This window comes from Methylophilus sp. VKM B-3414 (genome assembly GCF_032248435.1).
GTDB classification, from domain to species: Bacteria; Pseudomonadota; Gammaproteobacteria; order Burkholderiales; family Methylophilaceae; genus Methylophilus; species Methylophilus glucosoxydans.
Genome location: NZ_JAVTLI010000010.1, coordinates 149,858 through 161,738, shown reverse-complemented (window position 1 = coordinate 161,738; position 11,881 = coordinate 149,858). Strand labels below are relative to the sequence as shown.

Here is an 11,881-nt window from a genome sequence, read left to right as displayed (position 1 = left end):
TAAGCAGATCGCTGTCGTAGTGCTCAATTAGCGTTGAGATAAAAGGGTGACGCGTTTCAGCTTGGGTAGGCAACGGCCTAGCCTACCGTCTTTTTAAATGGCGAGCTGTGGCCGTTCGCTATCCGCGCGTTCAGCAAAAATATCGGTGGTAAACGGACAGCGTGTGAGCTTGGTGGCCGCATTTTTTTTACGTTTGTTGGCCTGTTGCAAGTTGACGTAAGGTGTTTGACTCAGGCGGATGTAGCCGGATTGCAGCAGCTTGCCGGCTGTGGTCTCAAACTGACTGAGCGGATTGTCCATATTTTGCAAGGTGATGCCCTGTTTGTGAACAGCCAGCACGTGATACAAGACGGCAATGTGGCCATCGGCGTCTGGCTTGCCATAGAGCTCGCCTACATGAATTTCCAAGTTTGTATCTAATTGCGCAGTTTGCATACGCGCATCTTAGCGTGATTTTAAACCAGCTTCAATGCGTCCTCTGCGCGCACGGCTTCAATCTTAACCAGACTAAACACGGTGTTGACAGGCGGCATGTTAAAATGCACGCCTGTTTTAATTTCAAGAGTCATCATGCAAGCTGTTAAAACCCGTTTTGCCCCCAGTCCTACCGGTTATCTGCATATTGGCGGTGCGCGTACCGCCTTGTTCTCATGGGCGTATGCCAAGCGCCATGGCGGCAAGTTTATTTTGCGTATTGAAGATACGGATGTTGCACGCTCCACGCCGGAAGCCGTGCAGGCCATTCTGGATGGCATGGCCTGGTTGCAACTGGATCATGACGAAGGTCCGTTTTACCAGATGCAGCGCATGGAGACTTACAAAAAAATGATCCAGCAGATGCTGGATGCTGGCCATGCTTATTATTGCTATTGCAGCAAAGAAGAGCTGGATGCCTTGCGTGAAAGCCAGATGCAGCAGGGTTTGAAGCCGCGTTACGATGGCCGCTGGCGGCCTGAGCCCGGTAAAGTGTTGCCTGAGCCGCCTAAGGATGTGCCACCGGTCGTGCGTTTCAAAAACCCGACCGAAGGCGTGGTGGCCTGGGAGGATATGGTGAAGGGTCGCATTGAGATTGCCAATGCCGAGCTGGATGACCTGATTATTGCGCGGGCTGACGGTACGCCAACCTATAACTTCTGTGTGGTGGTGGATGACTGGGAAATGGGCGTCACGCAAGTGATTCGCGGCGATGACCATGTCAACAACACTCCGCGCCAGATCAACATGCTCCAGGCACTGGGTGCACAGGTGCCGCAGTATGCGCACTTGTCCATGATTTTGGGTGATGATGGTCAGAAGCTGTCCAAGCGCCATGGTGCCGTGAGCGTCATGCAATACCATGAAGACGGTTATTTGCGTGAGGCGGTACTCAACTATCTGGCGCGTCTGGGCTGGTCGCATGGGGATGATGAAGTGTTCAGCATGGCGCAGTTCTGTGAGTGGTTTGATCTGGACCATATCACGCCGTCCGCCGCACAGTTCAATACTGAAAAACTCAACTGGCTCAATGCGCATTACATTAAAACCTTGCCCTTGGAGCGGATTGCCGATGAAGTCAAACCCCGTTTGGCTGCATTAGGCGTCACAGAAACACAGTCGCCAGATTTGCTGGCAGTATTGAATTTATACCGTGAGCGTGCCAATAACCTCAATCAACTGGCCAGGGAAATTGCCTTCTTCTACCAGATGCCTGAGATCAATGAGGCGGATAAAACCAAACATGTGTTGCCGGAAACCACTGGCTATATCGAACTTTTTTTAGAAAAAACTCAAGATTCTGACTGGACTGCCGATATGCTTCACGATGCGCTAAATCAGGTGGTCACTGAGCAGCAGATCAAGTTCCCCAAGCTGGCGATGCCTTTGCGGGTAGCTTTGATCGGCATAGCACAGTCGCCTAGCATTGATCAGGTGATGTCAATTCTGGGTAAAGAGGCTTGTCTGCAGCGCATCCGCGCTTTATTTCCAAAAAAGTAAAGCGCGGGGATTGAAAAAGGAACAAATTAGTACAATCATAGTCACTATGAGGGATTGGTGTTCAAGATAATAAAACTCCAATACGATTAAAACAAACAAGGAGCAATTCCATGAATAATAAAGGCCAAATGCTGCAAGATCCGTTTTTGAATGCACTCAGAAAAGAGCACGTTCAAGTGTCCATTTATCTGGTAAACGGCATTAAATTGCAAGGGCAGGTCGATTCTTTTGATCAATATGTCATTTTGTTAAAAAACACCGTGACACAAATGGTGTACAAGCACGCCATTTCCACCATCGTTCCTGCACGTCCAGTCAGCCTCGGATCGCACGACGCCGCTCAAGAATCTTAATGCATGTTTGATAGACCAAGCGGCGGAGATGCCGTCGTTCTGGTCAGCGTCAACTTTGGTGATGCTGACTACGCAGAAAGTTTGCAAGAACTCCGCCACCTGGCCGGAACTGCTGGCCTCAATATCTCAGCGACGCTGGAAGGCAAGCGTCATGCGCCTGATCCCAAATACTTTATCGGCTCTGGCAAGGCAGATGAGTTAAAGGCCTTGATGGCCGCCTATCACAGCAAAGTCGCGGCTTTCAATCACGACTTGAGCCCCTCGCAACAGCGCAACCTTGAAAAGTTGCTTGAAGCACGTGTGGTAGACCGCACCGGCCTGATTCTGGATATCTTTGCCCAACGTGCGCAATCGCACGAAGGTAAGCTGCAAGTCGAGCTTGCCCAACTGGAGCATTTGTCTACGCGGTTGGTGCGTGGCTGGACCCACCTTGAACGACAAAAGGGCGGGATTGGCGTGCGAGGCGGCCCTGGTGAAACCCAGCTCGAGCTGGACAGACGCATGCTGCGCGTGCGAGTCAAGCAGTTGCGTGAAAAGCTGGATAAACTCAAGCAGCAACGTGGCATGCAACGCCGTGCGCGCAAACGCTCCAACCTGATGACCGTGTCTCTGGTCGGCTATACCAACGCGGGTAAATCCACCTTGTTTAATCGCCTGACACACTCGGGTGTCTATGCGGCGGATCAGCTGTTTGCCACACTGGATACCACCTCTCGTAAAATGCACCTGCCGGAAGGTTATCCGGTGGTGTTGTCAGATACGGTCGGCTTTATCAAGCATTTGCCTACGACTTTGATTGAAGCCTTTGGTGCTACGCTTGAAGAGGCCGCGCAGGCCGATTTATTACTGCATGTGGTTGATGTGGCCAGCCCGAACCGTGATGCGCAAATCGAACAAGTCAATATCGTATTGAACGAGATTGGTGCTGCTAGGGTCCCACAGATTCTGGTGCTTAACCAGATTGACCGCATGGGCATGCCGCCCGGAATCGACCGCGACGAGTATGGTAATATCCGAACTGTTCGTGTGTCAGCCAGGGATGGCATAGGCATAGAGGATTTACGCCAGGCGCTGTTAGAGCATCAGCAATACCTGAAAAAACTCAGCACCGAAGAAAGTGCTTACGTTTAAAAAGATCAAAACATACGGAGTACACGCATGAAAAAATTTCCAGGCTTTTGGAATAAAAACAATGAAGGCCCGCCCGATCTAGACGAGGTGTTCAAGGATTTAAATCAAAAGCTGAACCGGTTATTTGGCAACAATAAAGGCGGGCAGGGTGGTCCGCGTGGATCAGCACCTGCGCCACAATCCTTGCCAGTGGCCCCGATTTTAGGGTTGGTGGCGCTGATCTGGCTGGGCTCTGGCTTTTATATTGTTGATCAGGGCTCTCGCGGTGTGGTGTTACGTTTTGGCAAACATGTGGAAACCACCATGCCTGGCCCGCGCTGGCATTTGCCATTTCCGATTGAGACCGTGGAAAACGTGAACCTCGAGCAGGTGCGTACCATTGAAATGGGCTACCGTTCTTATGAGGGCGAATCTGGCCGTAGCAAAGAGCTTAAAGAGTCTTTAATGTTGACCGATGACGAAAACATTATTGATTTGCAGGTGGCTGTGCAATACAACCTGAAGTCGGTGGAAGATTATCAGTTTAGCAACCGCTCCACCGAAGAAAGCGTGCGTGGTGTGGCAGAGACAGCCATCCGCGAAGTGGTAGGCAAGAGCAAGATGGACTTCGTGCTGTATGAAGGCCGGGATGATGTGGCTGCCAAAGCGAAAAAACTCATGCAGGACATGCTGGACAGATATCAATCCGGCGTCAATATTGTTAACGTCACCATGCAGAATGCACAGCCCCCAGAACAGGTACAGGCGGCATTTGATGATGCAGTCAAGGCCAAGCAAGATTTGGAACGCCAGAAAAATGAAGGTCAGGCCTATGCCAATGATGTGATCCCTAAAGCACGTGGTACAGCGTCGCGGTTGGCCGAAGAGGCCGCGGGTTACAAGCTGCGGGTGGAGAACGAAGCCAAGGGTAATGCAGACCGTTTCGAGCAGATTCTGGCGCAGTACAACAAGGCACCAGAAGTAACCCGCCAGCGTTTGTATCTCGATACGCAGGAACATATTTTGGCCAATACCAGCAAAGTGCTGGTTGATCAGAAAAATGGCAACAGCATGCTGTATTTGCCACTGGATAAACTCATGAGCATGAGTGGTGCAGGCAGTAATGCCGCAGCTGGCTCTGCCGTCCCGGCGGATAAGCCAGCCATCGAGCCACCGGCTGACGCGAGTGTGCTAGACCGCTCCAGGGATGCCATGCGTAGTCGTGATCGCGAATATCGCTAGTCTGCCCCTCAAGGAAAATACATGATGAGAAATATTGGAAGTTTGTTAATTGGGGTGTTTGTCTTGCTGGTCTTGGTGACATCATCAGCATATACGGTTGATCAGCGTGAATATGCGCTGGTCTTCCGTCTGGGCGAAATTGTCTCGGTGAAAAAAGACCCTGGTCTTTACTTCAAGATGCCTATGGTGGAGAACATCCGCTATTACGACAAGCGTATTCTGACGCTGAACTGGGAAGAACCAGACCGCTTTATCACCAGTGAAAAGAAAAACGTATTGGTGGATTCGTTTGTGAAATGGCGCATTATCGACCCGGCCAAATACTACGTTTCTGTGCGTGGCGATGAAGTGCAGGCCGAGCGTCGTTTGTCGCAGATGGTCAATGACGGCTTGCGTGCGGAATTTGGTAAACACACCATCCACGATGTCGTCTCTGGCGAGCGTTCACAGATCATGGAAATCCTGCGTCAACGCGCAGACAAGGAAAGCCGCCAAATGGGCATCCAGATTATGGACGTGCGCTTGCGTCGTGTAGATCTGCCGAAAGAAGTCAGCGAATCCGTGTATCAACGCATGGAGGCCGAGCGTAAATCGGTGGCCAATGAGTTGCGCTCACAAGGTGCAGCAGCGGCAGAAAAAATTCGTGCCGATGCTGACAAGCAGCGTGAAGTGATTATTGCTGAAGCCTATCGCGATGCGCAGAAAATCAAAGGCGAGGGCGATGCCAAAGCCTCAGAAGTCTATGCTCAGGCGTTTGGTAAAAATCCTGAGTTTTATGCCTTCTACCGCAGCCAGGAAGCTTACAAAAACAGCTTCAAGAGCAAGTCTGACGTGATGGTGATTGACCAAAGTTCAGACTTCTTTAAATACATGCGTAGCAGCGGTAAAAAGTAATACTTGCGCCATGAACTGGTGGTGGAGTGTGCTGGGCGGCGTGTTGCTGATTGAAGGCTTGATGCCGCTGTTATTAACCAAAGCCTGGCGCAATACTTTTGAGCGAATGCTACAACTGCGAGATGGTCAAATTCGCTTTATTGGTTTTATTTCCATGCTGTTTGGTTTGTTCATTCTCTGGTTAAATCGTTAACGGGTGAATGCCACCAAGCTGATATGGTTAAGCGTTTTAAAAAAAGCACACCTTGCGTGTGCTTTTTTGTTTGGATTTTAACGGAGTGCAAGGCTGACGCGACTTGCTGGCAGGTTGCTAAAGCCGTGCTTTCGGCAGGGGTTTGCAGGTATAATGGCGGGATGCATAATTGGTTACTCCCTGAATATATTGAAGATGTGCTGCCTGCTGAAGCAGCACGGCTTGAGTCCTACCGTCGGCAACTGCTGGATTTGTTCCGTGTCCATGGCTACCAGTATGTGATGCCGCCCATGATGGAATATGTTGAATCCCTGCTCACCGGGACCGGTCACGATCTGGATATCGCCACCTTTAAAGTGGTGGATCAACTGACCGGGCGCTTGATGGGCTTGCGTGCTGATACGACGCCACAGGCTGCGCGCATTGATGCGCATATGCTCAATCATGCCGGTGTCTCGCGCTTGTGTTATGCCGGGACCGTTTTGAGAACCAAGCCGGATGGCCTGGCGCGCACCCGTGAGCCTTTGCAACTCGGGGCAGAGTTGTATGGTCATGCCGGTATTGCCAGCGATATTGAAGTGCAGCGGCTGATGGTCAAAGCCTTGCAGTTGTTAGGCATGGAAACCTTGTTTGTGGACCTGAGTCATGCAGCGATTTTCGCCAGCCTGTCGCATACCGCGCAATTGGGCCTGCCGCAAGAACAAGCCCTGCAAGCGGCTTTGCAAGCCAAAGACATCTCATTGGTAGAGCAACTGGTGGTGAATCTGCCCGAAAAATCCAGGCAAGCTTTTATTGCCCTGGCCCAACTCAATGGTGGCATTGAGGTGTTGGATCAGGCGCGTGAAGTATTGCCTGACTCTGAAGAGATCGAACAGGCTTTGCTTGAGTTGGAGGCAGTCGCGAAAGCGCTGGGTGATCGTAATGTGACGGTGACCATTGATTTAAGTGAGTTGCGTGGATATCACTACCATAGCGGCATCGTCTTCGCGGCCTATGCCAAAGGCTATGCTGGCCCCATTGCACTGGGTGGCCGCTATGATGAGGTGGGGGCTGCCTTTGGCCGGGCACGTCCGGCGACAGGCTTTAGCCTGGATCTGCGTGGTGCCTTACTCGCCTTGGGCCCTGCGAGCATGGACAAAGGGATTTTGGCGCCTGCAACGCAGGATGCTGACTTGGTAGCCCTGATAGAGACCTTACGCGCGCAAGGTCAGGTGGTGGTTGAAGCCTTGCCTGATGCGCAGGTGGATTATTCTGAATTGGCCTGTGACCGTCTGTTGCAAAAGGTGGATGGTCGCTGGCAAGTGGTGGCTGTGTAATACGCCGCCTCTTTAATTTGTATAGACAAGATATTGATTGAACATGACACAATTTAAGCAAGCAAAGAACGTCGTTGTGATTGGCACCCAATGGGGCGACGAAGGTAAAGGTAAAATTGTTGACTGGCTGACCGACCATGCGCAAGGTGTAGTGCGTTTTCAGGGTGGTCACAATGCGGGTCACACCCTGGTCGTCGGCCAAGGGGATGCGCAAAAAGTCTACAAGTTAAACCTGGTGCCTTCTGGTATTGTGCGCGATGGCGTCAATTGCTATATCGGTAATGGCGTGGTGCTGGATACCACCCATTTGCTGCATGAGATTTCCACGCTGGAACAAGGCGGGCTGGATGTTAAAAACCGTCTCAAAGTCAGTCCTGGCTGTCCATTGATTTTGTCTCATCACGTTGCGGTTGATTTGGCACGTGAAGCCAAGCGCAGCGCCGAGAAAAAAATTGGCACTACAGGCAAGGGCATTGGCCCTGCCTATGAAGACAAGGTCGCACGCCGCGCCTTGCGTGTCTATGATTTGTTCCACCCTGAGCGCTTCGCCGAAAAGCTGCGCGAAGTCATGGATTATCACAATTTTGTATTGACCAATTATCTGGGTTCTGCTGCGGTAGATTTCCAGCAGCAATACGATGCCAGCATGCAGCACGCTGTGGCGTTGAAGCCGATGGTGGCTGATATTTCTGCGGCGTTATATGAAGCCAATGCCCGTGGCGAACACTTGCTGTTTGAAGGCGCACAAGGCACCTTGCTGGATGTGGACCATGGGACTTACCCCTATGTGACTTCCAGCAACTGTATCGCTGGCCAAGCCTCAGCAGGGACCGGTGTTGGTGCCAACATGCTGCACTATGTGCTTGGTATTACCAAAGCCTACACGACGCGTGTGGGTGGCGGCCCCTTCCCAAGCGAGCTGGATATTGAAACAGAAGGCGCACCAGGTTACCAGATGTCTCACAAGGGACAGGAAATCGGGACTGTGACCAAACGTAAACGCCGCTGTGGCTGGTTTGATGCTGCAGCCTTGCGTCGCTCTGCGCGAATCAACGGCTTGACTGGCTTGTGTATTACCAAGCTGGATGTGCTGGATGGCATTGAGTCACTGGATATTTGCACGGGTTACAAGCTGGATGGCAAAGTGGTTGATATGCTGCCGGTCGGTGCGGATGACGTCGCCCGTTGTGAGCCGATTTATGAAACCGTGCCAGGCTGGAGCGAAACCACCTTCGGTGTCAAAACCTGGGATGCATTACCCAAAAATGCGCAGCATTACCTCAAGCGTCTGGAAGCGGTCTGTGGCGTGCCGATTGCCATTGTCTCGACTGGCCCGGAGCGGGATGAAACCATCGTGCTGCAACATCCTTTCGCCTGAGTAAGGTGACTTGACATGCGTGCACAACGATTGGCATGGGCAATTACCGGTTCCGGCCATTATCTGCGAGAGTCATTGGCCATTCTGCAAACCTTGCAGGAGGTCGATATTTACCTGAGCCGTGCAGCGGCCGAAATTATCCAGCAATATGGCTTTCAGGCTGCACTGGAAGCCTCTGGCCACAAGGTCTATCAGGACAAAACAGCCAGCAGCGTCCCGGTCGAGCGTTTTTATGAGGGCGTATATCACACGCTGGTGATTTCACCTGCGACGTCTAATACTATCGCCAAAATGGCATATGGCTTTTCGGATAGCCTGGTCACCAACCTGTTTGCGCAAGCAGGTAAAACGCGGATCCAAAGCATTGTGTTTGCATGTGATACGGCGCCAGAGTTGGAGTCGGAAGCACCCAGAGACAACGTGGTCAAGGTCTATCCACGCCAGATCGATCTGGATAATGTGGCCCAGTTAAAACGCTTTGCGGATACCACGGTCGTTGAAGACATGGCTGGTTTGCAGCATGCGATCATGGCGCGTCTGGCAGCCGTGCATGAGTTGCATTTGCATCAGGGCGTACAGGTAGAGCACACTCACGACTAACACCATGAATCGACTGCTGTTTCTTACCGGAAAACTGGCAGAACACAGTCTGCATCAGGTATTACAAGCGATACAGGCCGACAGTAAACAGTCTCCGTTTGAATATGAAGTGAAACAGATCGGGGTGTCTGTTGCGGCATTGATGACGCCGCCCCTGATCGCCCGCCGCTTACCCAAAGTCGAGAATATTGATAAAGTCATTTTACCTGGTCTCTGTCAGGGCGATCTCGGCCTGCTGGAGTCGCAGTGGGGTGTGCCTGTAGAGCGAGGACCTAAAGACTTGAAGGATTTGCCACAATATTTTGGTCAGCAAGGAAAAGTGCCCGATTTAAGCCAGCATAGTGTGCTGATTTTTGCTGAAATTGTCGATGCACCAGATCTGACGGTTGAGCAAATCATCGCCAAAGCGCAGCATTTCAAACAGCAGGGGGCCGATGTCATCGACCTCGGCTGCCTGCCGGGAAAAGCATTTGCGCACATGACAGAGAGCGTGCGTGCGCTCAAGTCAGCAGGTTTTCAGGTAAGTGTAGATTCCATGCGTGAAGACGATCTGCTGGCAGCGGGTAAAGCCGGTGCCGATTACCTCTTAAGCCTGCATGAAAACAGTCTCTGGATTGCAGAAGAAGTCGCTTCTACCCCCGTGTTGATTCCAGCCAAGCCTGGCAGCATGCCCAGCTTGCAACGGGCCATCGAGTACTGCCTTAAACGGGAGCTTGCGTTTATTGCCGATCCTATTTTGGATCCCATCCATTTTGGTTTCACCGAATCGATTGTACGTTATCACAAGCTACGCAAAAAATATCCGGATATCGCGATCATGATGGGCGTGGGCAATCTGACAGAGTTGACGGATGCCGATACCACCGGGATTAACGCCATGCTGTTCGGGATGATCAGTGAACTGAATATCAACGCTGTCCTGGCGACCTCGGTTAGCGCGCATGCCTGTGAAGCTGTGGCTGAGGCAGATATCGCGCGCCGTGTTATGTACCGTGCCAAACAGGACAAACGGTTGCCCCGTGGCTATGATGCGGGCTTGCTTGGCCTGCATGATCGCAAGCCGTTTCCTTACAGTGCGGCGGAAATTGGCGAGATGGCCAGGCAAATTAAGGACCCCAGTTTTCGCATCATGGTGAGCGAAGCGGGTGTACATGTCTATAATCGGGATGGTCTGCAGCAAGCGACGGATCCCTATGTATTTTATCCAGAACTGCAGGTACAAGACGATGCTTCGCATGCGTTTTATTTGGGGGTAGAGCTGGCCCGCGCGCAAATTGCCTGGCAACTGAAGAAACGCTATGTGCAGGATGAAATGCTGGAGTGGGGCGTTGCCTCAGTCGCTCAAAATAAGCAGGCCAAGGTTGCACATCGTGAGGCTTCCATCAAAGAGCGTCAGGAAGCGACTAAACCTGATCAAGCCAGTGGTGCCACGGTTCACGCATCAGCGGAAAAGCCCGTTGGTAATTCAACCAGCCCGGAAAACAAAGAATGATTTACGAAACCATCATCACCACGTGCTCTCCTGAAGGTGAGGTTCACATTGCGCCGTTTGGGATCCAATGGCAGGCAGGGCGCGTGCTCATCATGCCTTACCAGCCCTCAACTACCTTGCAGAATATTTTACATACCCGGTCGGCCGTCTTAAATCTGACTGATGATGTTCGTGTTTTTGCTGCCGCTATTGCCAGAAAAAAAATGTTTTCCACCTTGCCAGTCGGGCATGGCCACAGCGTGCGGCTAACTGACTGTCTGGCGCATCATGTATTAAGCCTCGATACAGTCGAGCCGGATGAAAATCGACCAAAATTATGGATGCAAGTGGTTGAAAGTCAGACACATGCGCCATTTATGGGCTTTAACCGTGCCCAGGCGGCAGTGGTTGAATTGGCCGTGCTTGTCAGCAGGCTGCATCTGTTGCCTGCTGAGAAAATTACGCAAGAAATGCAGTATTTACAAATTGCGATTGATAAAACTGCTGGCCCCAACGAGCTTGAAGCCTGGCAATGGCTGGTGGATTGCGTTAACAACCACCAGGCACAGCAAACAGGCATGCAGCAGGCATAAGGATATCTATGCGCATATTAGTCAGTGTAAATTCGGTTGTCGAGGCGCAGTTGGTACTGGCCGCTGGAGTCAGCTTGATTGATTTGAAAGACACCAGTCATGGTGCGCTCTCTGCATTAAGTATGTCGCAGTCAGTTGCCATCATGCAGGCAGTGAATGGTTACAAAAAGCAGCATGCTCATGCGGACATTCTGGTCAGTGCCACCGTGGGCGATACTGCTGAATCCGTGGCTGCATTGCTGGAGTTGATCCAATCCCGTCTTGAGATTGGCGTGGACATTATTAAGCTGCCGGAAGCCATTTGGGATCATCCTTTGTTTACAGCGGCGATTAGCCAAGTGCTTGCGGCAGGCACGCGGATGGTTGCGGTGTTTAGCCCCGATAGTTTATTGCAAACATCTACGATTGAGTTGCGCTTGAACAAGCTCGCCACACAAGGGTATGTTGGGGTTATGGTCGACACGATAGACAAGTCTAGCTCAGTCTTGGACTGCGTTTCTATATTGCATATTCAGAAATTTACCGAGATGGCCAGACGCTTGCAGTTAATGGTCGGGGTGGCCGGCGGACTCAGACCGGCGTATTTGGCGCAATTGTGTTCGTTAGAGGCGGACTTTTTGGGTTTTCGTAGTGGTTTATGTGAAAAAGGGTTAAGGCAATCAAACCTATTGGCTGAATCAATTGTGAGCGTTGTCAGGCAGGTGTCAGGAAACTGTTGCAAAATGAGCGCCTAAACCAATAAATACTTGGGCTTGTA

At 51.5% G+C, this 11,881-nt stretch carries 13 protein-coding genes; 12 read left to right on the top strand and 1 reads right to left on the bottom strand.

Annotation, left to right across the window (positions count from 1 at the left end; translation table 11 throughout):
• Positions 1-93: 93 nt before the first annotated feature.
• Entirely contained in the window at positions 94-435 is a 342-nt protein-coding gene (locus Q9292_RS10605; RefSeq protein WP_313987778.1) for a hypothetical protein, read from the bottom strand.
• A 135-nt stretch (positions 436-570) separates the two neighbouring features.
• On the opposite strand from Q9292_RS10605, the gene gltX reads away from it, so the two are divergent.
• The 12 genes from gltX to Q9292_RS10545 all read left to right on the top strand — a co-directional run bounded on the left by gltX (position 571) and on the right by Q9292_RS10545 (position 11,858).
• Complete coding sequence (gene gltX / locus Q9292_RS10600) at positions 571-1,974, top strand: glutamate--tRNA ligase (protein ID WP_313987775.1); 1,404 nt, start codon at positions 571-573, stop codon at positions 1,972-1,974.
• 110 nt (positions 1,975-2,084) lie between these two features.
• On the top strand, positions 2,085-2,327 hold the full coding sequence (gene hfq, locus Q9292_RS10595; protein WP_194747747.1) for an RNA chaperone Hfq: 243 nt from the start codon (positions 2,085-2,087) through the stop codon (positions 2,325-2,327).
• A 3-nt stretch (positions 2,328-2,330) separates the two neighbouring features.
• Positions 2,331-3,458, top strand: coding sequence for a GTPase HflX (hflX, locus tag Q9292_RS10590; RefSeq protein WP_313987771.1), 1,128 nt, complete (start codon positions 2,331-2,333; stop codon positions 3,456-3,458).
• A gap of 27 nt (positions 3,459-3,485) precedes the next feature.
• Positions 3,486-4,679 carry an FtsH protease activity modulator HflK gene (gene hflK / locus Q9292_RS10585; RefSeq protein WP_194747743.1) on the top strand — a complete coding sequence of 398 codons (1,194 nt, stop codon included), beginning with the start codon at positions 3,486-3,488 and terminating at the stop codon, positions 4,677-4,679.
• Positions 4,680-4,703: 24 nt separating this feature from the next.
• A complete protein-coding gene (gene hflC / locus Q9292_RS10580; protein ID WP_194748434.1) occupies positions 4,704-5,573 on the top strand; it encodes a protease modulator HflC in 870 nt (289 codons plus the stop codon).
• A gap of 10 nt (positions 5,574-5,583) precedes the next feature.
• Positions 5,584-5,766, top strand: coding sequence for a DUF2065 domain-containing protein (locus Q9292_RS10575; RefSeq protein WP_194747741.1), 183 nt, complete (start codon positions 5,584-5,586; stop codon positions 5,764-5,766).
• Positions 5,767-5,927: 161 nt separating this feature from the next.
• Entirely contained in the window at positions 5,928-7,082 is a 1,155-nt protein-coding gene (locus tag Q9292_RS10570) for an ATP phosphoribosyltransferase regulatory subunit (protein ID WP_313987766.1), read from the top strand.
• 43 nt (positions 7,083-7,125) lie between these two features.
• Complete coding sequence (locus Q9292_RS10565) at positions 7,126-8,460, top strand: adenylosuccinate synthase (RefSeq protein WP_313987762.1); 1,335 nt, start codon at positions 7,126-7,128, stop codon at positions 8,458-8,460.
• 15 nt (positions 8,461-8,475) lie between these two features.
• Entirely contained in the window at positions 8,476-9,060 is a 585-nt protein-coding gene (locus Q9292_RS10560; protein WP_313987759.1) for a flavoprotein, read from the top strand.
• 4 nt (positions 9,061-9,064) lie between these two features.
• Positions 9,065-10,552: a DUF6513 domain-containing protein gene (locus Q9292_RS10555; protein WP_313987756.1), complete on the top strand. Its 1,488-nt coding sequence runs from the start codon at positions 9,065-9,067 to the stop codon at positions 10,550-10,552.
• A complete protein-coding gene (locus Q9292_RS10550) occupies positions 10,549-11,124 on the top strand; it encodes a DUF447 domain-containing protein (protein WP_313987753.1) in 576 nt (191 codons plus the stop codon). Before Q9292_RS10555 ends, Q9292_RS10550 begins: the two co-directional genes overlap by 4 nt.
• 8 nt (positions 11,125-11,132) lie before the next feature.
• Positions 11,133-11,858: a (5-formylfuran-3-yl)methyl phosphate synthase gene (locus tag Q9292_RS10545; protein WP_313987750.1), complete on the top strand. Its 726-nt coding sequence runs from the start codon at positions 11,133-11,135 to the stop codon at positions 11,856-11,858.
• Positions 11,859-11,881 lie beyond the last annotated feature (23 nt).

Excerpts from the sequence above, each read along its gene's own strand:
- Q9292_RS10605 (WP_313987778.1), bottom strand. The coding sequence starts at position 435 with ATGCAAACTGCGCAATTAGATACAAACTTGGAAATTCATGTAGGCGAG.
- gltX (WP_313987775.1), top strand. The coding sequence starts at position 571 with ATGCAAGCTGTTAAAACCCGTTTTGCCCCCAGTCCTACCGGTTATCTG.
- hfq (WP_194747747.1), top strand. The coding sequence starts at position 2,085 with ATGAATAATAAAGGCCAAATGCTGCAAGATCCGTTTTTGAATGCACTC.
- hflX (WP_313987771.1), top strand. The coding sequence starts at position 2,331 with ATGTTTGATAGACCAAGCGGCGGAGATGCCGTCGTTCTGGTCAGCGTC.
- hflK (WP_194747743.1), top strand. The coding sequence starts at position 3,486 with ATGAAAAAATTTCCAGGCTTTTGGAATAAAAACAATGAAGGCCCGCCC.
- hflC (WP_194748434.1), top strand. The coding sequence starts at position 4,704 with ATGAGAAATATTGGAAGTTTGTTAATTGGGGTGTTTGTCTTGCTGGTC.
- Q9292_RS10575 (WP_194747741.1), top strand. The coding sequence starts at position 5,584 with ATGAACTGGTGGTGGAGTGTGCTGGGCGGCGTGTTGCTGATTGAAGGC.
- Q9292_RS10570 (WP_313987766.1), top strand. The coding sequence starts at position 5,928 with ATGCATAATTGGTTACTCCCTGAATATATTGAAGATGTGCTGCCTGCT.
- Q9292_RS10565 (WP_313987762.1), top strand. The coding sequence starts at position 7,126 with ATGACACAATTTAAGCAAGCAAAGAACGTCGTTGTGATTGGCACCCAA.
- Q9292_RS10560 (WP_313987759.1), top strand. The coding sequence starts at position 8,476 with ATGCGTGCACAACGATTGGCATGGGCAATTACCGGTTCCGGCCATTAT.
- Q9292_RS10555 (WP_313987756.1), top strand. The coding sequence starts at position 9,065 with ATGAATCGACTGCTGTTTCTTACCGGAAAACTGGCAGAACACAGTCTG.
- Q9292_RS10550 (WP_313987753.1), top strand. The coding sequence starts at position 10,549 with ATGATTTACGAAACCATCATCACCACGTGCTCTCCTGAAGGTGAGGTT.
- Q9292_RS10545 (WP_313987750.1), top strand. The coding sequence starts at position 11,133 with ATGCGCATATTAGTCAGTGTAAATTCGGTTGTCGAGGCGCAGTTGGTA.